Here is a 22303-nt window from a genome sequence, read left to right as displayed (position 1 = left end):
TGATGCGCCGCGCGATAAATGCGCCCATTTCCGTGAGATAAATGGCATCGCTGCGGCGTTTCAATATTTGCAAAAGAATTACAATCCTACCGCTTCATCCTTCCTCTGACTATCTACCGGAAAATACCGATAGAGCGTCGATAATCCCACTCCGTAGATTATGGCCAGTTGCTGGCGAGTATGTCCCCTGGCCAATAGTCTCCCAATCTGTTCCCGCTCATGCGGTTTTAATGCATTGGGCCTTCCACCTATGCGTCCCTGTGCTCTGGCTGCTGCCAACCCGGCCAGTGTTCGTTCGACGATCAGCTCACGTTCCATCTCCGCCAGTGCTGACATCACATGGAAAAAGAAGCGCCCCATGGCAGTGCTGGTATCAATACTGTCTGTTAAAGAGCGGAAGTGGGCACCGCGTTCATGTAATTCTGATATCAGTGCGATCAGGTTCTTAACGCTGCGCCCCAGCCTGTCCAGTTTCCACACGACCAGGGTGTCTCCGCTATTAACGCACTTTAAAGCGCGTTTCAGACCGGGGCGGCTGGCAACTTTTCCGCTCATACGGTCTTCAAAAATGCGGTCACAGTTTGCGCTTGTGAGCGCATTACGCTGTAAATCGCTGTTCTGGTCGATTGTTGATACGCGGATATAACCAATGACGGCCATCAATTTTCCTCCTCTATGTCGCGGTAGGAGGATTTTTGCAGATTTCGCTATGTGTAACTGCTTTTCCAAAAACCTTGGTTTAGGCGCAGACAGCGCATTGGGAGCGTTGAACGTATTACTTCCAGCAGCTAACAAGCTCCCATATTTCGATAGCGCGTCTACCGCAGCGTTGACGTCTATCAGTCGCGTCGGTAGGGATATCATCGGAAAAAACACGCTCACTGATATTCTGGCGTACTTAGGATTTACTTTCGGTACGACAGCAAGTGGCGGGTGGATTCGGCTACAGGGAGGCTTTCTTTTTCAGTGGGGGCGTATTGAAAGTGCACAGGCAGGGGCAGGGACGGACGTTCTGTTTCCAACGCCATTTACTACGGCTCCGGCGTACACATTTGGTGTGACCTCCAGTGCATGCAATGTATATGTTTGCGAAGGTTCAAGCCAAACCAAGCTGAACAAAGTTCGCTGTATCAGTTACGAAAACAAAATGTCTGATACGGCAGGTTACTACATTGCAGCGGGGTTCTAATGGGACATTATTCATTTTCAGCATCAAAAAATACGTTTTATGCGAATGTACTGAAAGAGATTCAGTACATGCCTAATGGTGCGTGGCCAGATGATGCGATCGACATAGATGATAATTTACATCATGCATATACCAGCACACCTCCAGATGGAAAACGGCTGGGTAGTGAAGATGGACAGCCGGTATGGATTGATATTCCCCCGCCGACAGATGAGGAGTTAATAGCGGCAGCTGACTCCGAAAAGCAGAGCCTGATAAATGCTGCAAATAATTATATGAACAGCAGGCAATGGCCCGGTAAAGCGGCCATTGGACGCCTGAAGGATGACGAGCTGGCACAATATAATCTCTGGCTAAATTATCTCGATGCGCTGGAAGCAATAGACACCTCCAGCGCGCCGGATATTAGCTGGCCGTCTCAGCCGGTGACTCTGGTTCAGTAAACTCGATACCATTATATAAATAGCCCTGCCGAATATAGGCGGGGCATTCAACCCATATTAATGAAGGATGGAACCGCCCTTCTGGGTCAATGTCAGTTAATTCTATCACTTCGTTATTTTCAATACGTGCCCACATATAATCACCATTCAATAATAACAATACCGTCAGCGCCATCACCGGCTTTAGATGCCACCCCACCAACGTTACTCGCACCACTTCCGCCCCCACCAGGTCCCTTTGCTGCTGTACCGTCCATCATGGAGGTATGGAGATTGCCTGCCCCTCCTGGCCCGCCACCAGACCCTGTGCAATACGTAGTGCCAACCCACAGCGATCCAGAGGCTCCGGGGCCGAGAGAGCTGTTAACATCTCCACCTGAACCCTCACCCGCTATTCCGGCGGATGGGATGCCGCCGCCGCGACCACCTGTAGCGGAAAGATAAGAACCAAAAGACGATGATCCTCCTGCATTGCCTGAGGCTGTCGACGACGATGATTGAGGTGCAATCCCCCCTGCACCGACCGTAATTTGAACTGACTCAACACCAGTAAGGTCCAGCAAAGCTTCTGAAACACCGCCGCCACCGCCACCGCCACCGCCCTGATTCCGGCCACCGCTGCCGCCTGCACCGATGACCTTAACTTTTGCTTTGCGTCCATTTTTTATTTCATCAGGCACCACCCAGTCATTTACCCCGGCAGCAGAAAATACAACTCGATTTTTCAAACCAAAAGCTGATGCTCCCAAATGAAGGTTTTGAAGAAAGGCTGCCTTATCGGGAATATCCGCACCGTTCTGGTCTTTGGCCAGTTTCTCCGCCAGCTTGTTCAGCACTGTGGTCGCAAAGTTTGGATCGTTGCCAAGGGCATCAGCCAGCTCTTTCAGCGTATCCAGTGTTTCTGGGGCTGTACCTGCAAGCGCAGCAATCGCCCTCGCCACAAATTCTGTCGTCACCAGCTTTTTGCTATTGTCATTAGCTGCAGGCGTGGGGGCCGTTGGCGTACCCGTGAATGTTGGGCTGGCCTTCGTCGCGTACTGGGTATGCGGGTCGGCCGCTGCGATGTGTTTCGCGAGATCTGAACCGCCTTTTTCAACCTGTTGTTTCAGGTATGAAGTACGGCTGGCCAGCTGTTTAGCCTGACGGTTAGAAATTCCGTCAGGCCCGCCCAGTACGGGGTCGGAGACCTCAATCTGGTAGATGCCGTCTTCCCACTGCGGGGTTTCAGGTAGGTTTGCCATAATTAACTGCTCCCGTGGTTATAGCTGCCGTCATAGTTGACGGTGTTGTTGTAGCGAATGGCGACAGACTGATACTCCAGACTCGCCAGATGGCAGCGGGCCGGAGCAAAGGCAGCGAGCGTCTGACGTAACAGTGCTGCCTGATCGTTAGTGATGGGCTGTTTAAGGATGACGCGATAGACCGCCCAGGCTTCCGCATCGCCGTGGACAAAAAGCCCGTTATAACTGTGTTTGCCGTCGTATCCGATCTGGCCAGTGCCTTCAATCAGATCCACCTCACCGAAGCCAAAACGGCGGATAATTTCCCGGATTGACCACGGCGTCCCTTTGTAGCGGTGCAACTTGATGGCGGATTTGATGAGCGTGCGACGTACATCGTCTGACTCCGCCAGTTCCCAGCCGTCACCGAACAGCGAGAACTGCTCGCCCAGCCATGGCAGTGCAGAGCTGTCGACAATATCGACGAGGTAGACCATCAACACGCTCAGGTCGATGCTGTCCAGTCTTCCGGCCAAATTGCCCAGTGCCCTGAAGCTGATATCACCCTCAAGTGCTGGCGGGAGTTTTAGCGTCTCAGCCATCGACAACTCCCGTGATAGTTACGTTGATGGCGGTACAATTAGCCCACTCATTCTCTGCAAGAACAACAAGTTCAAGGCCGGGTAGTTCAACCTGGTAAACGCCGCTGACAGTCAACACCGCGTTAATTTGTCCGGGGACGATATCCACGCCCAGCTTGGTTCTTCGGGCTGCGACCCAGTTCTGGATGGCGTTGTTTGCCTCGTCTTTTACCGAGTTGGCATCCTGATTGCGGTAGATGGTGATCTGGGCATCTATGGTGTAATCCACCTGCACGGGCGTTTTAGCCCGCACGGTATCAGTGAGCGGCCTGACTTTTTCGTCTGAGCAGAAGCTCTCTACCAGAGTGAGGATGCTGTCGTCCGGCAGGCCGGTACTGAGCAGCGGATACAGTTCTACGGTGCCGGGAACCGGGGAGAGCACAGCGACGTCGACGATGTTGGGATGGGCCTGCATGGCATGAAAGCGGTATGCCATACGGCTTCCGGCGTTGGTGAATGACTCCGGGGCCAGTTTGATACGCTCGCGGAGCCTGTCATTGTCTTCCTGCTCTGAACCGCCAGAACTTGCCATCAGATTGGTCACCTGCAGGTCGACGTTATCAATCTCATCGAGCAACTGACTGACCTGCGCAGGTTGCCAGCCATTGCCAGCGGCTCCCGGTTCGGTACAGGTGGCCGTGGCATTGACCAGAAGCAATCCGGCTTTCAGCACCACGTCCGTATCGGTGGCAAAAATAATGCTGTCGGAAGCGCTGACGCGGGTGCCTGCCGGAATCAGCACATCAATGGCCAGTGCCTCATCCACGGAGAACTGGAGAGTGGTGGTGGCAGGCTGCGCGGCAAGGCGGTAAACACCGACCAGTTCACCGAGGTAATCAATCATCGGCTCACGGGCAAAGGCGACCAGATTCTGTTTGGCCGCTTCCTGCGCCGCTACCCTGACCAGCATTTCGCGGTATGCCCACAGGTCAATCAACAGGCGCTCAGCCTGGGCGGGGTACAGCGTCTTGCCGGTTGCGGCTTCGTACTGAGCAATCATTTCAGCCGTGATTTTGTCGGCATCGCGTTCAATAAAATCGGGTTCTGTCAGCGCCATAAAAGCTCCTGAGTCCGGGGCTGTCCGTCAGAGCCTTTCCAGCTCACCCGGAGCGTAAGATGTTCACCGTCGACGGCGGGTTTAACCGACATAAGCTGGCAGCGAGGCTCCCAGCGCCGGATGGCATCAACGGACTCGCGCACCACATGTGGGATAGCCCGGTCGATGGGCCAGTCGATATAAAGATGCAGGTTGCTGCCGAACTCCGGGCGATGCGGGTCGCTGCCGCGAGGAGTTCGCAGGATGATTTGAATGGCCTGCCAGATATCATCCAGCCCCCGGACGATTTCGCCAGGGGCCTGCAGGGCCGGTTGCCAGAATACGGAAGTTGTTTTCATGGGGGCAGTATTGCCCCTGTGCGGGAACGCCGATATTAAAGGCGTTTAAGAAGGTCAGTGGGAGTGATGATTGGAGTTCTGGCCGTCAGAGAGCATGCTGCCTGTGGAGTGGGCATTGCCGTTGATTTCAAGGTTGCCGTTCACCGTGGTGGTGTCAGCGGTCAAATCAATGGTTTTCCCCTTCAGGCTGATACCTACCGCAACCTCGATTACTACGCGCTCGATACCACCTTTGACCGTCAGCGTATGGGTCGCGCGGTTATAGCTGAACTCTGCGCCATCCGCGTATTTCGTGCCCCGGACGTTTTTGTCGCTGAACGGTGGCTTATCGACGTCTGAATACACCGCGCCCAGAATGACACCATCCTCGCCGTTGGCATCGAGCAGCACCTCAACCTGCTCCCCCACGTCAGGTAGCCAGTAATCCTTGTTATCCTGGGTGTTGCGCTGCAGTACGTTAAGCCAGTTAGTGCGCAGGTTATCGCACTCAGGCAGACGAACGCGGGCCTGAACCTTGTCGGCATCGACGGCGCTGACCGTACCGACCTGACGGGTGACGCCTGCCATTATTTTTTCTCCTTTATTACCGTGGACGTGCTGCCGTCCGGTTTATAGACGGTCAGCGTCTGGGTTTTTCCGGTCTTTTTACCTTTCTTCGCTTTGCCCTGCGTAACCGGCCCTCGTGCCACTTCCAGTTCGGTGATGTAGCCGCTGTTACGGTCAAACGCATGGCGGGCAGTAGTTATCAGCCATGGCCCGGATAACTGACCAAAACCCACCAGTTCAATTTTGTTGCCTGCAGTCAACTGAGGCGTCCCCATCAGCGACAGCGAGCCGTTCTGCTGGTATTCGTTATGCCTGGCCAGCGCCGAATCTGCTTTAATCCGGGCGCTGTCCGGATCACTGACGCGGCTGTTGACCTTCAGTGAGTCGGCACTGGTGACCTTACCGCCTTTGGTTTGTTTGTCGCTTTCGCTGGTACCGCCATCAGCTTCGTAGACGATCAGCTTTTTATCGCTGCTCTTCTGGTGTTTTACCTTTGCGGATTTGTAGACGCGGTTGATGGTGTCACGCAGGGAAAAGCTGGCCACATCCTGTGGCTTCAACTGTTTTACCGGCTCCTGATCGCGCAGCGTGGCCAGATGAGAGAAAATCAGCTGGTCGCTGACCACTTTCACGGCATAACCATACTCGCTGGCCAGTCGACGCAGGAAGCCCACGTCCGTTTCAGCATACTGGGTCACCCGGTCAATTTTGATGGACTCAATACTGCCAACCAGCTTCAGCTGATGCTTTTTGGCAATCCGTCCGGCTATAGCCGCCAGCGTGGTGCTCTCGAAACCACGACTGGATTTTGTCCGCAGGGCGTTGTTGACCGACGTGGCCACGCCCCGGATAGCGACAACGGACGCGGGCGAACTCACCTCGATCTCGTCTATCGAGAACGTACCACAGGACAGCAGCTTCTCGCCCTGATAACCCATTTTCAGCGTCAGCGTGTCACCCTTGCCCGGATACCACTTATCCAGCCAGCGGCCATCGGTGTCGTCCAGCTCCACCTCAATGGTATCGGACTCGCTTTTGATGTTATCGCTGTAGGTTACGCGGGTGACATAGGGGGCGATATCGGTGGTGATGTTCTTCTGCAGATACCACAGCGTGAACACCGGACTCAGAACATCGCTGACGCCGGTTAACGCTGATGCGACCTGTGCAGTGCTGTTTATCTCAGCCATGGGGCAATATCCTCTTCTGTGGTGGCTTCTTCAGCCTCGATAACCGGGATCAGTAACAACAGCCCGGAGGGCAGCACCGGCGTAATGGCCACGTGCGGATTGGCGGCAATTATCCGGGGATAGCCCAGTGGGTCGCCGTAGTACTGCCATGCCAGAGAGTCCCAGCGCTCTCCGTCACGGGTAACATGTTCAAGAAACATCACACACTCCTCGCCAGAATTTTAGCTGCCATGGTGCTTAACCCCGGCGACATACGAGTGAAGGTGGTGCTGGCGGAGTTAAGCTGCCCGGAAACGGCATCCAGCGCTGCCTCGATATTGCTGCCGTCCACGCCGCTCAGCGAAGACTGTGCCTGTTGTACATACGTGGCCGCATCGCTGGTGGCTCTGGCCAGACTGATGGCATCAGGCATGGATTCAGAGAGCGCATTGAATGCCGGAACGCTCTGGCCTAACGCCCCGGACACGTTGCCCAGTCCGCTCATCAGCCCCGGCACGCGGGTCAGCGCGACGGCGGGGTTATCCTTCATTTTCTGCGCCACCCGAACGGCGCTGATGGTGGTCTGGAGAACAGACTGCGCCTGTTTGGCATAGTTGACGCCGTCGCGAACGTACTGCGCCACCCCGGAGGGAGAAGGTACGGCACCGGAGACCGCCCCGACGCCGGGAACCTGCGTGCGTATCGCAGGAGGCTGTAGCGGGTTCTTCGGGTCGCCGATGTACTCCCGGAGAGATGCGGTGGCATTGACGGCCAGCACGTTGCCTGTGCTGTCGGTCTGCTCGCTGGTCGCGGTCACGTCGGTAATCACAAACCAGCCGCGATAGTCACCGTTGCCGAAAACCAGTGCCAGCGCCTGATGGGCTTTCATGGCCGTTCTCAGTCTCGCCAGCTCCACGTCGGGCACACAATAATGCTGATGGAAGACCAGGCTTATCTGGATTTCGTCCAGCTTGTCGCCGACGAACTGCAGGCCGGGCTTACCCTCTATGCGGGCATGTTCCGCATAATCGACACCGAAAGTGGCCTCAAAGCCGTCCCAGTAGGTAATCAGTTCAAACTCAATATCACCCAGTACCGCAAACATTATTCGTACCCCCGACGTTGTTTCTGAGCCAGCAGACGCTCCAGCATTTTCTCCAGTTCATGCAGGCTCATATTCAGTGCGCCGGTCAGTCCGGCAGGCGCTGCGGTTTCTTTGCCATTGAGGAAAAACTGAGGATTAAAGCTGACCTGGATACCGCCAGATGTTCCGCCGCCAGTTGCAACTGCGCCACGACCTGAATATCCCGCAGCCATGATTTCCGGCGACGGGATACGGGGAACATCGGGAGTCATCTCTGTTGCCAGGCGTTGTCCGGCGAGCGCTGCCAGTGGTGTGGTACGCTGCAGGCCGATAGCGGCACCCTGCGCGATGTTGTCACCAAAGCCCATAAACACGCGGCTCGGCGAATGGATACCCAGCTTTTCCTTGAACCAGCCGCCGACACTGTCACCCATATCTGTGGCGGTGGTTTTGAGCGACTCCCATTTGTTTTTGATGCCGTTTATCAGCCCGTCGATAAGATGGCCACCGAAGTCAGTGAACTTCGCGGGCAGATCAACGCCGAGATATTTCAGCGCAGCCGCAAAGGCTTTATAGAGCAGACCAACCGGCGACCAGTTAATCAGCAGTTTACCAATCCCCACGATACCGCCGTTAAAAGCCTCTTTAATGTCAGCCCAGCGCTGTTTGAACCAACTGCTGACAGCCCCCCAGTTACGATAAATAAGATAAGCCGCCGCCGCGACGGCGGTGATAGCAAGACCAATGGGATTCATCAGCAATGCCCGCCCAATCCAGAGAACGGCACGCCCGGCGATCATAATGCCGCGAACCAGCCCACCTGACAGCACACCACCCAGTGTTCTGGCTCCTCTGGCGACGGCGCTGAAGCCGGTCACCAGCCAGCGAAGTTTGCCGCCTTCACCCAGCGCGAGTGTCAGGCGAAGCCAGTTGGCCCGCAGGAGCACGGCATTTTTCCAGACGTTGACGAAAGGTGAAATAAGGAGATTCAGCCCGAGCTTGAGGCCGATGGTTGCCATCTTGAACGCAAGTAATGCGCCAATCACTTGAATTGTGCCGCTCACGAGTTGCGGATTAGCCGCAATCCATTTTCCAACGCTGTTCATTAAGGGGATGAATGTTTCCCCCAGCTGGATCAACGCCGGACGTAATGATTCTCCGATGCTAATGGCCGAGTCGTTAAACCCAATCTGCGTTCTGCGCCAACGTCCTTCGAGCGTATCATTTTGTTTCGCTGCATCCTTGTCCAGCGTAGACATTGCAGAGGGAGTGTTCATTTCCTGCTTGTTAGATTGGTACTTATCCCAGCCCTGACGCATAGACAGTAGATGGTTCACGGTCTGGATATCGGTAAAGACTTCCGCCAGTCCGAAGGACTCCATCAGCCTCTGCTGGCCTTCCTGATCGCCTCTTGAGCCTGCCGCCTTCCATTGCTGCACAAATGCCTTGCCTTTACCGTCGATAAACCGGTTGGCAATCATCAGGGAGGCTTCATATTGAGAGAACCCCTGGGCTACATAATTTTGCATTGATCCCTGGTAATCCACGCCAGCCTTAGCGTATTTCTGCGTGGTATCTCCGCGTCCCATTGCCGCCAGCCAGTTTGACATATTGGTGACGGCCTCTTCCGCTGAGCCGCTGCCTTTACCCACTTCCAGACTGGCTACGATCTGGGTTATGGCGTCTTTGCCGTAAATACCACGTGCAGCGAAGGCTTTGGCCATACCGGGTAACGCTTTCGCCATATCCTTCAGCTCAAACGAGCCTAGCTTGGCCCCGGTTGCCGCAATCCCAAACGCCTGCTCCAGCTCTTTGGCATCGGTAATTTTCAGCGCATCGCTAAAGGCATAGGTCATTTTTGCGAGGTCAGTCATATCTGCTTTGGTGGCCGTGGCCGCTTTACCGAGCATCCCGGCAAAGGTCGCTGCCTGCTGCGGATTCATGCCATCGGCAACCAGTTGACCAACGCCGCTCAACAGAGATTCCTGGAGCTGATTGACCTGCAGGGATGCCCGACGAATGGCAGTACCGATGGCCTGTTCCTGCCTTGAATCCAGATCACCGGTGACACTGATATCGCGTAGCTGGGATTCAAACGATGAATATTGTTTGACAGAGGCCATGACCGGTGCGCCCAGCGTTCGGGCGATACCATAAGTCTCTGCTCCCTGTCCATAGAGCGCCATGCGGTTAGCTTTCAGCGCGTCACTGGTGGCTGATACTGCTGACAGACGGCGCTGCTGGCGTTCAATTTGCTCCATTGTGCGGCTTACCCGCAGCAGTTCGCTGTTGAGGCGCTGCATCCGGGAAGAGCCTAACTGGCCATAACGTTCAGTTGCACGAGTTAAGGCATTCTGGCGTTCCTGCAGGCGGCGCGATGTATCGCCCAGGGAATCTAGGGCGCGTCGGGTGCCACTGACGGCTGAGCGGAAGCTGCTTCCGACAATGCCGCCAATAATGACGCCGACTGAAAATTCACTGGCCACGGTTGTTATCCTCTGAAAGCGGAAAAACGGAAGGAAAATGTCTGAGAGCCATGCAGAACAGCCGCGAGGGGCGGCTGTTAAGTGATGAGTCGTTACTGATTGTCGCCGAACTCGCTTTTGATTTGCTCTTCAGCCTGCTCCAGCCACATCTCCAGATCGTCAGTATCGAGGGCATCAATCTCCCCCGGCTGAAATCTAAACCACCTCGCCAGCAGCCCCTGCGCCTGCATCAGCGTTTTCGTCGCTCTTGCCCAGCCCAGTGACTTGCTGAAATCGTTTCTGCAGCTCCATGTAATCGGCAAGATCCATGTTATCGAGGTCTTCGGGGAGAATACCGGTGCTACGGGCAATGAGCGGTTCGTCCCAGTCAGCCGGGTCTTTACTGATTTTGCGCACCTGCTTCAGGTCTTTGACCGTCAGGCGTTTCAGTTCAACCTGCTCAACTCTGGTGCCTGCTGCGGTGGTGAAGGGGTAAGACAGCTTAAAAGTATCGGATTGGGTCTGTGACATGATCGTGCTCCTGTGTAAGTTCAGAGCAGTATGTCTGGAGGTGGACGTGACGGATATTAAAGGGGATTAAGAAGAAAGGGGCCGAAGCCCCTGTGATATCAGTGAGTGCGAAAGCCTTTGCAGTTACGCAGGAAGGCGATAAGAAGCGCCTTTCCTTCAGATTTGCCGATGCCGGTGAACCAGTGGTCAGGTGGCTCCCATGCCTCAATCAGGTCAGCGAGCTTCCGTGCTTTAGAGCGGGTGCAGTCAATCGGGTCATTGGTTTTCTGGGTATTAAAAAGGTTTTCCACCCCCGGAATATCAAGGATGGTAAACCACGTACCATTTCCCATGCCAATCGAACCACAGTTCCCGCCTTTATCTTCAATCTCGACGGTCACCGTCAGCCCCCGATATTGATGCGGTAGTCAGTCAACTGGTCAACGCCGCCGACTCGGAAGATGTTGGCCAGATAGTCCAGCTCCAGCAGCTCTTCACCATCCAGTACCTGCTTGATGTACGTGCAGGTGAAGCTGCTAGAGAACTCGGCGTTCTCGTGCTGTTTGAACGTCCCCAGCGGGTTCTTCTTGAACATGATCGTCAGGAATGTGACCAGCGGGATTTCGTCAATCAGCCCCTGCGAACTGTAGCGCTGGACGCTGGAACGGCACTGCAGCGCCAGCGACTTATACGGGTTCGCAGCAGACAGCATCGCGTCGCGGTAAAAGCTGTTCCACTTGATCTCACCCTCCAGCTTGTCGAAGCCTGCCGGGAGTTCCACTTTGCCCACCATCCCCAGCGCCTTATGCTCCTGCATGGTCATGGAGACGTCCGGGAGTTTGACCTCCTCGGCCCGGCCCAGCAGGTTAGCGCCATCCAGGTAGATGTTGGCATTCGTGATGCGGTTGATCTCAATCTTTGCCATCAGCTATTCCCCTTCAGGGTTAACAGATATTCCGAGGTGATCTCGGTCTCAAACGTCAGTCGCTCCAGCGGTGGTGGTGGCGTGTATTTGTAGCTCAGCAACAGGTGACCGGCGGCAAGCTCCGTCTCTTCGTTGCGGGCCGGATCAAACCAGCAGCTGAAGCCCAGCAGCGCACCGTCGCCAATCAGCTTGCGACCGTAGGCGTTGACCGACTCCGTCAGCGCATCAATCAGCGCCTGGGTAATCGGCATGTCGATGTACTGCTGGCTGAAGTAACGCAGGGACTCGTTGATCACATCACCGGTACGGCGAACGTTCTCAAAGTTGCGCATATGGGTGACCGTTGGCCATGCCGCCATACGGTTGCCCCACAGACGCAGGCCGCTGCCGTAGCTGCTGAAGACCGTGGTGATGCCCTGTTCGTTGAGCAGGTTCACCTCGCTCTGCGGGTCGTCAATCATTGCCGACAGCTGGCGCTCCACGCCGGTGATACCCAGAATTTCCTGGTTGGAGGACGACCACCAGTAGCCCTTGTCCAGGTCGACTTTGGCACGCAGACCTGCAGCACGCTGGCTCAGCGGCTCCAGCCGTTCGCTGTTGGTGGCCGCGTCGTACACCTTGACGTGCGGGTAGCACAGACGGACGCGGTCGGAGCTGGTGTTGAAGTTAATGGTGCCTTCCGGGCCACGCCCCGCCAGAGCCTGCGCAAAAGTGGTACCAATCGGCGCGTCGATGTAGGTCACCGCGCCCAGCTTCTCAGCCATGGCGATAAGCTCAACCGAGACGCTGTTCTGGGTGCAGAAGACCGGGGCAATCAGTATTTTTGCGAAGTAGCCAAACAGGTTGAAGCTGTCGTTAAGCAGCTTCATGCCGGTACGGTTGCCCGCAGCGTTAACGGCACCGATGATATCAGCCGGGGTGACTTTAGTTGGATCAGCATAGTTATAGCTGGCCTTCACCGTTGCATCTGCGGCAATGCTCTTACCAAGGTTGGTAATCACTCCGGTCTGTGCATCAAGCGAGTAGTCCTGACCTTCCACATAAGGCTGGCCATCGCTGTCCGGTTTCAGTACCAGCTGCGCGACCACCGGATTAGCCAGCTGTGCCTTGCCCGTCGCCTTGTCGAACGTTACATCTTCATCGGCCACAGCGGTTTTATGCACAGCCGGATCAAGCACGTTAATGACCAGAACGGTGCCTGCCCCATGGTCGTAGATCGCATCCAGCGCCTGCGGAATGGTAAAACCGGTGAGCTGGCTGCCAAACGCCGCTGCATCTTTCTCAGACAGGCACTGCACCAGCGTATTGACGTCCCCCATCGGGGCGGTACCAATCAGGCCAATGACGGCAGACTTCACCGTTTTTACCGGGCGGGCACCGTTTTCCACCTCAATGGTTTCGACGCCATGCAGATAGTTAGCTGCCATGGGAGTCCTCCGTTTTCACATCGTTGTCGCCGGCGTTCCTGCGCTTTGGTGACTGCACAACCGGTGTGTTGGCGGGTTTAGTCTCTTCAGATACCGGTGTCAGATGCTTCAGCGCCACCAGTACCTTCACATAGTCATGCTCCTCCGGCAGGGAAACATTCTTCCCCGGCCAGAGCAGGATTTCGGTTCCGTCCGACAGCGTGACGCCGCTGGCCGGGCCGGAATAGCGGTATTCTTTCATCACTCGCTTTCCTCATAGTTCACTTCGGTTAACAGCGGGCCGGACGGTAAATCGCTGTCTTCGATAAAGACGCTTTCAGTGGCAAAGTCGAGGGCGTACTGCCACAGCCCCTTGACCTCACCGATAAACACCTCGCGGGTCAGCCAGATGCGACGGCGGCAGTTCGGCGGGGTGTAGCCACCGAGGATGCGACGGACTGCATCCAGAACGTCAATCGCGCCTCTTTTACCGTTGAGCTGGCGGAAAACTACCGTGACGCAGAGCTGGATAGTCTGAGTCTGGAGCACCGCACCGATATCATTCGGCTTATCGAAGCGCGACCCGGCATAGCTCACCAGCAGCGCCCCAACCGGATGATTCAGGCGATACTCAGCCGGTTTCTCCGGGAAGTACTCCACCTGCAGCTGCGGCAGCTTCTCCCGTAACCGGGTCAGTACTGCATCGAGGACGGGCAGAACGTTCATCAGTATTTCTCCAGTAAGCCATCGCGCCCGCCAAAGGTGGGGCGACGTGCCCGCGCCCGGATTTCACCGGACTCAGGCACGTCTTTTTGAGTGGACTGCAGCCCCAGCGTCAGCTTGTTGTCACGCAACCCCTCCAGCTGTCGCCGGGCCTCTTTGTGGTCATCCTTCACGGTATCCGGGACAGCCCCTTCCGGGCGGCGGGTGTAGAGCCGGTAACGCACCAGCGTGATGGCAATGTCCCGCAGAACGGTCGGTATTTCCGCCAGCGGCAGGGTATAGCGTCCGCGCAGATGGGCATCAATCAGTTCATCGGCATAGCGAATACAGCTGTCCACCACCTCAGTTTTCACCGTCGCGGGCGAGTCGAAGTCCAGCTCCTCATTGGTGAGCTGGATTAGCGTCCGCTCAGGAACCTGTTCAAGCAAATCCGCGAGGGTGCAGTACATATCACACCCCGCGCAGGATACGGATAACGTCACCTTCGGCCAGCGCCTCATCCAGCGCAATCCCGGCAGAAATGCCCGCCGGGGTCTCGCCCGATGCGGCTGTCTGGGGAACGGCGCAGGCATTCTCATCCGACTGGACGTTCTGCCCTTTAGCAATCGCAGCACCAGCCTCGACGGCAACAATACCCAGTACGTTGACCGGCGTTACATCACCGGCAGCAGCATCCACCTCTGCCACACCGAGCGCCACGGCACCGGCCTGACAGGGGCCATTATCGGCACCGACAAAGCGCTGTTGCGTCAGCGCCGCGCTGGCCGTCACGGTGGTGGTCAGAATGACCTGTTGAGTTGTACCCATGACCGTCTCCTTATTTCACGATGTTGGTGACGAGATACCCGGCATCGCCACCGACCACGGCGACTTTGTAGATATCGGTATAACGGCAGTACTTCACTTTGCCGCCGACACCGTCGTATTTATCCGCCACCGGCATCCCTTTACGGCGCAGGGTGTAACCGAATGACGGCTCGTTTTCGTCGGCGCTGTCGGTGCCTGGTTGCGGTTTGCCAACGTAATGCAGCATCAGGTTGTCACCCCAGATATCGGTCGGGACTTTGTCCTTGTTCTGCGCGTCTTTCATGGAGGCCATGGAGACCGGCTCGCCGATCGCCACATCTTCCAGTTGGAAAAGGTCTTTCAGAATTTCGATGGTGATACGCTTGCGCTCGTTGGCTCCAATCGCGGCCTGAATCGCCGGGTGGAACTTCAGCAGCGACATGACGCTGGCCCCCATGGTCATCAGGTTTGGGCGCAGGCCGGTTTTGTTACGTACCGCCTCAATGCCACCTTCAATAATGCCAATTGGATCACCTTTACCACCGACCCAGCGTTCAGCAGCTGCCAGTGCTTTAACGGACGATGCCGGGTAAACGTTTTTGTCCTGCGCCAGACGGGCCGCATACAGTTCGCGCTTCAGGTTGACGCCACTGGTCACGCGACGAATGGCCTTGGCCTCTTCGTTGAACATCGACTCCGCCTGCTCGCGGTAGTCCACCGGCGCGGCCAGATCGTGCTCGTTAAGAACCAGATCCAGTTTGCCGGTCTTCTCACGTACCAGGACGTTACTGTCAGCCCCCACGGCACGCTCGGTGTCGTACTCAACAAAGGCGGATTTACCGAAGGTCGGGACGGTCACACCTTCCTTATCGGTCTGGACAATGGGGAAGATGCGTTCGCCGATAAATGCGGCATTTTTATAACCGCGAGCGATGCTGGTCAGCACCGGGTCAACAACGCGCTTACCCTTTAAATAGTCAGACATGTTCTCTCCTTAATTACAGGCAGCAGGAGACAGCAGCGTCGTAGCTGATGCCTTCTTTTTTCGACAGTTCCAGCGCTTTCTGATGCAGCGCCAGACGTTCCGGGTCGGCTTCAGCGAACTCTGCTGACGTCGTTTTGATCTCCGTGTTCACGCGGTCTTTGGTCGCGTGCTCACTGAAATTCAGTACCGGCTCAGTGCTGTCCAGCAGCGTCTTAAACGCCGTGGCCAGAGGGGTGCGGATATCGCCTTCGGCAAACTCAACCGGCTTGTCGCCTGCAGAGACCGCGTCCAGAATGGCCACGACAACCGACTTCGCTTTAGGAGCCAGTCGGCCATCGCCAACCAGCTTCTCGGCAAAGGAGACGTTGTCCGCGTGCAGTTTGTCCTGCTTAGCCTTCGCTTCCTGTTCCGCCCGCTGGGTGGCTTCCGCTTTCAGACGCGTGTTTTCCGCCTGAAGCGCTTTGATTTCTTCTTCAGTCATGGTGCTGTTCTCTTTTTGAGGGGTGGGATTGTGTTCACTGAAGTCCGGTTCAGACTTCCCGGTGTCGCGGTAAGCCTCTTCACGCAGGGAGTCCACCTGCCATGAAGGAAGCACCTTGTCGGTCTCGTCCAGCCCGAACTGGGCGATCAGAAAATCGCGCAGACGGCCCCATAAAGAGGCGTTGGTGATATCACTCCAGTCGGCAAACTCCACGACGCCTTCTTCTTTCTCACCAAACGAAACCTGCTTCAGCCCCTTAATGGAAGGTGGCTGCGCCCCCAGAAAACCGACATGACGCAGGTAAAGCGTGCCGGGCTTCGGGTTGTTCGGTGAGTCAGGGAGATAGAACGAGGCGGAGACCTTCTTGAAGCGTCCGTTGCCCACCAGTTCGGCAAACTGCGGGTCGAGCTGGTCAGGCTCTGCCAGCAGATCGCCGCCGTTAAGCGACAGGGATTTCACCCAGCCCCACGCCGGGTCTTCCGTTTTGGGGTGGCCAATAACGAGTGGTGCTTCATGGACGGACGGGTCATAGGCTTTCACGCAGGCGGCAAGATCGCTTTGCGTGAACGGCAGTTTCGTGCCGTGCATATCGGTATGAGTACCGGCTTTAAAAATGTGAATGGCTGGCATTTTGCTGTCCCGCGTTACGTTGTCGGGGACAGTCTGTGGAAAAAGCGTCAGCAGCGCTTTTAATCTGCTTTAGAAAAAATCGGGGGTATCAGTACGGGGAACGTCACGCTGCGTGCGAATAGTGGTGCGAAGCGGGGGCTGTAAAGCCTTTATAAAGGTAATACAGCCCCTCAGCGGCTGGCAATGATAAATCACCCGCCTGCAGAGACAAAACTCAGCGACGGGCCGCTGCTTCAAGATGGCGGACAATCGTATCGAGAATGGGGACAACCACTTCAGGCTGCAGTTCACCGTCCCCCGTCAGCGGCAGGAACGGACGGGCAGGAAGTTCAACGGACTCATTACGTCCCGTTTTACCACCGAACTGGTGAATCGGCCCATAAACAACATTAGTGCCAACCGCTGCCTGCCGGTCATCATGGTCGGTTGATACTGACCCCATCAGACGCCCTGTATCCTGCAGCGTTTGCCCGTCGCGCTCCTGCGCTGCCAGTGAGGGAGTCCACCCCGGACGCCCCTCATCGAGAAAGTTAAACTGCGTTTCCGCCAGCAGGGTTCCGGCGATTTTGCGCATCGCGGGTTCCAGGTCTGTGGCAGCAAGGTCCAGCGCACGAAGGCTCCGGCGCAGGGATTCATCGTTAATGGTGACATTGACCAGGTTATCGGAAGCCATCGTTATCCTCTCAGTTCCTGCTGTGCCAGCGGTTGAAGCGTACCCTGATAGCGGGCAAGGTCGGGACGGTATGCAGCCCCCGGCGCATAAGACCAGCCGACGCCGGTGGCCACCTTCGTGGTGCCGGTATTGAAGGTGGCGACGTTCTGCATCTCGCCTGTTTTCTCTGAAACCAGCTTCAGCTCCCATCCCATGGCTGAGCCAGAACCTGACACCTTCAGGCCACGGGCACGCACATCCGCCGCGCTCAGGGCAATTACGCCACAGCGGCAGCGCCAGCCGTTCGGCGGGTAGAACGCCTGCCAGAACGGGTCATCATAGCGCAGCACCAGACCATGCAGCGCCAGATGGCTCTTGCGGGTATGGCTGTCGTTGATGCCGGTATACATCCAGTACGGCCTGTCGTCGACGTTCTCCATCTGCTCAGCCCAGCGACCGGCGCTGTAGAGTACGGACATATTGGTGCGAAAGATGGTGTCGAGCCGCCACGGGCTGCCCTGCTGGATGGTGACCGGCTCGCCCGTTACCGGGTCGGTGGTGTCACGTGGCCCCCACCATCCCTTGCGCTGCAATTCTGGCTCCAGCTCCTTACGGAACCAGCGGTCTGTCTTCCCCTCATCCAGTGCCTGCTGAAGGCGGCTGCGGATATCTTCCAGGATATCAAGGCGGGTCACTTTGGCGACGGTAAAGGCGCGGGCATGGGCATCCTGCCACATCTCCTCCCAGTCCCACGTGAAGCTATACCCTTTGGACTTCAGGTAACTGATAGCCCGTTTGGGGGGCAGCGTCATGCAGTACGCCAGTTCAGCCGTTGTCACGCTCATGCAGACGCCCCCAGACAGTTGCAACAAACATAATCCGTGCCAGCCGTTCCTGCAGGTCTTCAGCGTTCATCTGAGGGTACAGCTCGGCCAGTTCGCCCAGCAGCTCAGACGGGTTGACGCCATCTTCAACCCGCTTAAACAGAGGAGCCAGTACGGGTTCCAGCGTGCCATTTAACGCGCCTCCGTTCATCAGAATATCCAGCGCGTCGTCCAGGGCCTGCTGTGCCTGAATATCGGCATCAATGGCCTCGGCAAATGACAGCGGCAGCATGTTCTTCTGGCGTTCTGACGGTGGTGTCTCGTCAATATCGCCGTCCTGCAGCTGGTACTCACGCTTGAAGTATTGCGGGGTGAAGACCACACCGGCGCGGCTGAGTTTCTCGTCGCGGGTTGCCTGGGTATCGTCGACCGTTCCCTGTTCCCACATCTTCCAGACGGGGCTGGCCACATCGCCAAAGTTCATTGATACCGCCATCCTGATGGCCTGATTCACCGCGCTTTCCACGATATCAGCGTCAGCGTCACGGATATCATCGGTGACCTCCAGTCCGGCCTGCGCGGAGGCGCGGTTACTGTTGGCCTCGGTGGTCTGGTTCTGCCCCAGCAGGGCGATGGAGATTTCACTGCGGGCAAGCGTTATCAGGTTCTGATAAATATCGCTGCTGTCGGCCTTGCCTGCGGCCTCCTTAATTTCGATAGAGGAATCGTCAGGGATAGCGGCCACCGCGTCTTCCACCATTGCCTCCATGGAATCCAGCAGCAGGTCAATCTCACCCTGAGCGGTACCGCGCGGATGCTTGCCGATAACCCACGGTGAGCCGTATTTCTCAGCAAAGCGCACCCAGAACTTCATGCCGCCTTTTTTGAAGGTCACGGGCCAGAAGCACATCGACAGGTCAGGGAAGCCATACGGGTTATCGTAGGTCGCGTCCTGACGCGGTACCACGAACTTATTCAGCGGTACCGGCTCGCCTTCCAGCCCGGCGTCTTTAGCACGAAAGCGCAGCAGGTTGTCATTGTCGAACTGGAACCACTCCGGTGGCTTGCCCACGATATCTGCGATGCCCCAGGATTTAACAGAGCGTCCCCACATGACCTCACAGGGCTGATACCCGTAGAGAACGGCGTCGGTCATCTCGCCGATGATGCGGGACAAATCCAGATCGTCGAGCATATCCCGGATGAAGCTGAATACCCGCGCCGGGGCATGACCGCGCTCAAGACCACGCTCCAGCGACTTGACCGCCGCCTTACGCCTGCGGATGCAGCCGCCGGCCAGCGGGTCGGTACGCAGCTCGCGATAGATGCGGATATCCCGGCCCTGAGATTTCAGAATGGGGTCAGGGTTAGGCAGGTACATCCCCAGCCCGAAAAAGTCGATGGAGCGGCTGCGCGAGGCGATCTGCTCCGTCAGCGTTTTATTGGGTTCGGCAAATTTGACGAACTCACTGGGTGAAACCCAGAGTCCACGGGCCATCAGTAATCCTCCAGCATACGGGCCGCCTGACGACGACGGCGTGAGCTTGCCTTCACCGGCCCTTTGTTAATTTCACGGCTGGCAAAGTACGCCAGCGCCAGTGCGATGGCTGAATCCCCGTGACGCTTGCCACTGTCAGACTTCGCTTTTGAGCGCTGTTCCGGCACGCGGGGAACGCCGTTTACCACCTGAACGGCCCGCAGGTCATCCAGCGTGTCTTCATCCTTCGGTAAATCCACCAGGTTGCCATCTTCCAGCGCAGCCTTGACCGGCGGCATATGCTCGCGATACCAGTTTTCAGTTGGCATCACCTGCTTAACCCGGCTGGAGCCGTAGCGCTGCATGGCGTATTCGGCGAGGTAAGAGCCGTTACCACGGGCATCAAGCGCCGCGCCCATCAGGTTTGGCAGGCCATCCATCAGGTACCAGGCGATTTGCTCCTGCTGTTTGAACGGCACGTTGCGCAGCTCCAGCACGAACGGCACGCGGCGAACCAGGTTCTTCTCCTGCAGCAGGGGATAGTCCACCGACAGGTCACCGCTGCGGCCAAAGTCGCGCCCCAGGAAAGAACGTGCGTCAGCGGGGAGCGCCTCCAGCAACGGTTTCAGATGTGTATCAAGCCACTCCTGCGTCTCGCTCCAGCGGACGTCGTCGGGCTTAAGCTCGTAACCCTCCGGGCAGGTCAGGCGCAACACCGGCGTGCCAGCCGACATACGGGACTCAATCAGGGCGCGGGACAGCCAGGCTCCGCCACCGTTAGCCGGAACACAGTCAAGCTCCTCCGATGCACCGGCACCGTAGAATTTGTATACCGATGCCATCCACGCCTGCTCGGATGCTTGCGACCATTCTTTCCCGGTACGCAGGCAGACGCGGTGGAACAGCCCCTCGGACACAGCCTCCTGAAAAGTAATGCGATGTACGCTACCCCCCTGACGCCCGGCCCGGATATCACCGATAAGCGTATTGAACGGGTTATCGTCACCGTCATGGGTGGAGATAACGCGCACTTTACCGCCCCAGATAAGCATCGCCAGCGCCGCCTTCAGCAGTTCGTCCAGTTGCTCATGGAACGCCGCTTCGTCGATAACGATGATGCCCTGACGGCCACGCAGGTTAGACGGGCGACTTGAAAGCGCGACGACACGAAAGCCAGAGTCAGGGAATTTGATGGTGTAGGTCTTGATATGCTTGTCGTCTTCGTCCTCTTCCCAGAAACCCTCTTCGATTTCACTGGCGGCATAGTTGAATGCCCGTGCCCACATCGCACACGCCTGGATATATTCGACGGTCATGTCCTGGTTATAGGCGATGTAATACACGTTCATCCCGCCCGCAGGGGCTGAAGAGGCTGCTGTCAGCACGTCATCGGACGCCTCAGCCCAGGTGATACCGGTTCGGCGGCTCTTCTCAATTACCTTCAGCGGAGACGTGTCAGCCACCCAGCGCTGCTGGTAGGGCATCAGAACGGCGGGGATATCCAGCGCTGAGGTATCAGGCAAAACGGGAGCAAGCTGGCTCATGAGGCAATCCCCAGAATTTCACGACGCAGCGCCTGTACCGCATCGGTTGACAGTCCACCCTTACGGGCAATTTTCTCGGCGTTGCTGGCCGCCTGCTGCGCTCTGGCCCGGACTTCAGACTGGAACTTCTTGAGGTTGACGGAAGCGCGGGACAGCGTGGCCACGTTCTTCGCCACCTTCGACAGCAGCGCCACGCGCTCTTTAGGGTCGACTTCGCCTTCTTCCGCTTCCTGCAACTGGACGATGCTCTCGAACAGCTCGGTCTGAATCAGGGCGATCACCGCCTCCGAACGTGCATCCTGATCGTCAGCCGCACCTTCGGTCAGCATCCGGGCCGCTTCGGTGGCCGCACGGATAGCGCCATAGCGGCGCTCAATCTTCTGGCCATAGCGATGGATTGCCGATTTACTGATGACGTAACCCTGCTCACGCAGCAGGGACTCCAGCTCGTTATACCCGCTGAAGCCGGATTCAGTCAGCGCCCGCTCAAGCCAGCGACGCACGTCTTCCGGCAGCTTTTCTATCGTGCTGCGTCTGGCCATCATTCACTCCAGTACTTTTCCGGGCGGGCGATACCGGGGCCGCATTCCACGGTGTATTCCACCAGGTCGACGCCGAGTCGGGTCAGGTCGGCAAACCAGTCGCCGGAGGGCTTTTTCTCCAGATCAACCATCTTGCGGTCGGCCAGATAATCCAGCTCACGGCGCAGCTCCAGCGGCGTGGTGTCCGGGTAGATGGCGCGGGACACGTCCATCAGCAGCGTCTCGCTGGCGGTGTACGGGCGGGTTTTGTTCAGAGCAACCAGCAGACTCCAGCGCAGGGATTCCCGGCGCACGCGGGCGATATCAACCATGGTGACCTCCTGTATGACGGTACTGCTGTACCACTTCCAGTTTGTTGTAGAGTGCGTCCAGCTTGGCCTCGATGACCGTCTGGCCACGGATGTAATCCTCGCGGCGGACGTAGTTCAGCGGTAAATCCGCCTTAAACCGCATAAATTCTTTTTCCAGCTCGCCCCAGTTGGAGGCGGACTGTTGCAGCGACTGCTCAAGGGAGGCGAACCGCGCCGCCTGACGCTCTTCCGCTTTACTGAACAGCCACTTGGCCATACCGCCGACAAAGCTCATGAAGGTGATGAGAAAGCCCACCACCGTCCAGAATTCAACCTGCAACGTCATTTCTGTAATCCTTCCCGTTCGTCCAGCAGC

Annotated in this window: 30 protein-coding genes; 2 read left to right on the top strand and 28 right to left on the bottom strand. The window is 56.9% G+C overall.

The features are described 5' to 3' along the window. Positions 1-78: 78 nt before the first annotated feature. Positions 79-660: a recombinase family protein gene (locus GJV78_RS20565; RefSeq protein ID WP_000268373.1), complete on the bottom strand. Its 582-nt coding sequence runs from the start codon at positions 658-660 to the stop codon at positions 79-81. Here GJV78_RS20565 and GJV78_RS20560 point away from each other — a divergent pair. Both GJV78_RS20560 and GJV78_RS20555 read left to right on the top strand, forming a co-directional pair. Next, on the top strand, positions 650-1189 hold the full coding sequence (locus GJV78_RS20560; RefSeq protein ID WP_155110026.1) for a gp53-like domain-containing protein: 540 nt from the start codon (positions 650-652) through the stop codon (positions 1187-1189). The two genes, GJV78_RS20565 and GJV78_RS20560, sit on opposite strands and share 11 nt — an antisense overlap. Then, the gene (locus GJV78_RS20555) at positions 1189-1632 is read left to right on the top strand and encodes a tail fiber assembly protein (RefSeq protein ID WP_155110025.1); all 444 of its coding nucleotides are present in this window, start codon (positions 1189-1191) and stop codon (positions 1630-1632) included. The genes GJV78_RS20560 and GJV78_RS20555 overlap by 1 nt, the downstream gene beginning before the upstream one ends. A 140-nt stretch (positions 1633-1772) precedes the next feature. Here GJV78_RS20555 and GJV78_RS23785 read toward each other — a convergent pair whose 3' ends face one another. The 27 genes from GJV78_RS23785 to GJV78_RS20420 all read right to left on the bottom strand — a co-directional run bounded on the left by GJV78_RS23785 (position 1773) and on the right by GJV78_RS20420 (position 22273). Further along, a complete protein-coding gene (locus GJV78_RS23785; RefSeq protein WP_230979195.1) occupies positions 1773-2873 on the bottom strand; it encodes a glycine-rich domain-containing protein in 1101 nt (366 codons plus the stop codon). A gap of 2 nt (positions 2874-2875) precedes the next feature. Next, complete coding sequence (locus GJV78_RS20545; RefSeq protein WP_155110024.1) at positions 2876-3454, bottom strand: phage tail protein I; 579 nt, start codon at positions 3452-3454, stop codon at positions 2876-2878. Beyond that, positions 3447-4550: a baseplate assembly protein gene (locus GJV78_RS20540; RefSeq protein WP_001219106.1), complete on the bottom strand. Its 1104-nt coding sequence runs from the start codon at positions 4548-4550 to the stop codon at positions 3447-3449. The genes GJV78_RS20545 and GJV78_RS20540 overlap by 8 nt, the downstream gene beginning before the upstream one ends. Beyond that, positions 4541-4888, bottom strand: coding sequence for a GPW/gp25 family protein (locus tag GJV78_RS20535; RefSeq protein ID WP_000859115.1), 348 nt, complete (start codon positions 4886-4888; stop codon positions 4541-4543). The genes GJV78_RS20540 and GJV78_RS20535 overlap by 10 nt, the downstream gene beginning before the upstream one ends. A gap of 54 nt (positions 4889-4942) precedes the next feature. Continuing rightward, positions 4943-5455 carry a phage baseplate assembly protein V gene (locus GJV78_RS20530; protein WP_000929399.1) on the bottom strand — a complete coding sequence of 171 codons (513 nt, stop codon included), beginning with the start codon at positions 5453-5455 and terminating at the stop codon, positions 4943-4945. Beyond that, positions 5455-6624, bottom strand: coding sequence for a phage late control D family protein (locus tag GJV78_RS20525; protein WP_000808003.1), 1170 nt, complete (start codon positions 6622-6624; stop codon positions 5455-5457). The genes GJV78_RS20530 and GJV78_RS20525 overlap by 1 nt, the downstream gene beginning before the upstream one ends. Continuing rightward, positions 6612-6824: a tail protein X gene (locus GJV78_RS20520; protein WP_000478225.1), complete on the bottom strand. Its 213-nt coding sequence runs from the start codon at positions 6822-6824 to the stop codon at positions 6612-6614. The genes GJV78_RS20525 and GJV78_RS20520 overlap by 13 nt, the downstream gene beginning before the upstream one ends. Continuing rightward, complete coding sequence (locus GJV78_RS20515) at positions 6824-7708, bottom strand: phage tail protein (RefSeq protein ID WP_155110023.1); 885 nt, start codon at positions 7706-7708, stop codon at positions 6824-6826. Before GJV78_RS20515 ends, GJV78_RS20520 begins: the two co-directional genes overlap by 1 nt. Beyond that, positions 7708-10173 carry a phage tail tape measure protein gene (locus GJV78_RS20510; RefSeq protein WP_167519682.1) on the bottom strand — a complete coding sequence of 822 codons (2466 nt, stop codon included), beginning with the start codon at positions 10171-10173 and terminating at the stop codon, positions 7708-7710. The genes GJV78_RS20515 and GJV78_RS20510 overlap by 1 nt, the downstream gene beginning before the upstream one ends. 92 nt (positions 10174-10265) lie before the next feature. Continuing rightward, entirely contained in the window at positions 10266-10403 is a 138-nt protein-coding gene (locus GJV78_RS20505; protein WP_001148841.1) for a GpE family phage tail protein, read from the bottom strand. After that, on the bottom strand, positions 10369-10683 hold the full coding sequence (locus GJV78_RS20500; RefSeq protein ID WP_000084225.1) for a phage tail assembly protein: 315 nt from the start codon (positions 10681-10683) through the stop codon (positions 10369-10371). Before GJV78_RS20500 ends, GJV78_RS20505 begins: the two co-directional genes overlap by 35 nt. Positions 10684-10781: 98 nt before the next feature. Beyond that, positions 10782-11063, bottom strand: a complete 282-nt coding sequence (locus GJV78_RS20495; protein ID WP_000215406.1) for a hypothetical protein — start codon at positions 11061-11063, stop codon at positions 10782-10784. A gap of 2 nt (positions 11064-11065) precedes the next feature. Beyond that, positions 11066-11590 (bottom strand): phage major tail tube protein, encoded by a 525-nt coding sequence (locus tag GJV78_RS20490; protein ID WP_162837902.1) that lies wholly within the window; start codon positions 11588-11590, stop codon positions 11066-11068. Then, on the bottom strand, positions 11587-13014 hold the full coding sequence (locus GJV78_RS20485) for a phage tail sheath subtilisin-like domain-containing protein (RefSeq protein WP_000729861.1): 1428 nt from the start codon (positions 13012-13014) through the stop codon (positions 11587-11589). Before GJV78_RS20485 ends, GJV78_RS20490 begins: the two co-directional genes overlap by 4 nt. Next, the gene (locus tag GJV78_RS20480; RefSeq protein WP_155110027.1) at positions 13004-13255 is read right to left on the bottom strand and encodes a hypothetical protein; all 252 of its coding nucleotides are present in this window, start codon (positions 13253-13255) and stop codon (positions 13004-13006) included. Before GJV78_RS20480 ends, GJV78_RS20485 begins: the two co-directional genes overlap by 11 nt. Next, a complete protein-coding gene (locus GJV78_RS20475) occupies positions 13255-13719 on the bottom strand; it encodes a Gp37 family protein (RefSeq protein ID WP_001101809.1) in 465 nt (154 codons plus the stop codon). Before GJV78_RS20475 ends, GJV78_RS20480 begins: the two co-directional genes overlap by 1 nt. Continuing rightward, positions 13719-14165 (bottom strand): gp436 family protein, encoded by a 447-nt coding sequence (locus tag GJV78_RS20470; RefSeq protein WP_000271666.1) that lies wholly within the window; start codon positions 14163-14165, stop codon positions 13719-13721. Before GJV78_RS20470 ends, GJV78_RS20475 begins: the two co-directional genes overlap by 1 nt. 1 nt (position 14166) lies before the next feature. Further along, complete coding sequence (locus tag GJV78_RS20465) at positions 14167-14523, bottom strand: DUF2190 family protein (RefSeq protein ID WP_000537462.1); 357 nt, start codon at positions 14521-14523, stop codon at positions 14167-14169. A 10-nt stretch (positions 14524-14533) separates the two neighbouring features. After that, complete coding sequence (locus GJV78_RS20460; RefSeq protein ID WP_001286901.1) at positions 14534-15487, bottom strand: hypothetical protein; 954 nt, start codon at positions 15485-15487, stop codon at positions 14534-14536. Positions 15488-15500: 13 nt separating this feature from the next. Continuing rightward, complete coding sequence (locus GJV78_RS20455; RefSeq protein ID WP_155110022.1) at positions 15501-16598, bottom strand: peptidase; 1098 nt, start codon at positions 16596-16598, stop codon at positions 15501-15503. Between the two features lie 214 nt (positions 16599-16812). After that, positions 16813-17271, bottom strand: a complete 459-nt coding sequence (locus GJV78_RS20450) for a phage virion morphogenesis protein (protein ID WP_000135510.1) — start codon at positions 17269-17271, stop codon at positions 16813-16815. Between the two features lie 2 nt (positions 17272-17273). Beyond that, the gene (locus GJV78_RS20445) at positions 17274-18095 is read right to left on the bottom strand and encodes a phage head morphogenesis protein (RefSeq protein ID WP_109923552.1); all 822 of its coding nucleotides are present in this window, start codon (positions 18093-18095) and stop codon (positions 17274-17276) included. Next, a complete protein-coding gene (locus GJV78_RS20440; RefSeq protein ID WP_155110021.1) occupies positions 18076-19572 on the bottom strand; it encodes a DUF935 domain-containing protein in 1497 nt (498 codons plus the stop codon). Before GJV78_RS20440 ends, GJV78_RS20445 begins: the two co-directional genes overlap by 20 nt. Next, positions 19572-21095: a hypothetical protein gene (locus GJV78_RS20435; RefSeq protein WP_023304065.1), complete on the bottom strand. Its 1524-nt coding sequence runs from the start codon at positions 21093-21095 to the stop codon at positions 19572-19574. Before GJV78_RS20435 ends, GJV78_RS20440 begins: the two co-directional genes overlap by 1 nt. Continuing rightward, entirely contained in the window at positions 21092-21637 is a 546-nt protein-coding gene (locus GJV78_RS20430; protein WP_000124057.1) for a DUF3486 family protein, read from the bottom strand. The genes GJV78_RS20435 and GJV78_RS20430 overlap by 4 nt, the downstream gene beginning before the upstream one ends. Beyond that, entirely contained in the window at positions 21637-21948 is a 312-nt protein-coding gene (locus GJV78_RS20425) for a hypothetical protein (protein WP_155110020.1), read from the bottom strand. Before GJV78_RS20425 ends, GJV78_RS20430 begins: the two co-directional genes overlap by 1 nt. After that, a complete protein-coding gene (locus tag GJV78_RS20420) occupies positions 21941-22273 on the bottom strand; it encodes a hypothetical protein (protein ID WP_000175096.1) in 333 nt (110 codons plus the stop codon). The genes GJV78_RS20425 and GJV78_RS20420 overlap by 8 nt, the downstream gene beginning before the upstream one ends. Between the last annotated feature and the right edge of the window lie 30 nt (positions 22274-22303).

It is taken from the genome of Intestinirhabdus alba, assembly GCF_009711095.1.
GTDB lineage: Bacteria > Pseudomonadota > Gammaproteobacteria > Enterobacterales > Enterobacteriaceae > Intestinirhabdus > Intestinirhabdus alba.
The sequence above is the reverse complement of the archived record's forward strand: the minus strand, read 5'-3'. Positions and strand labels throughout refer to the sequence as shown.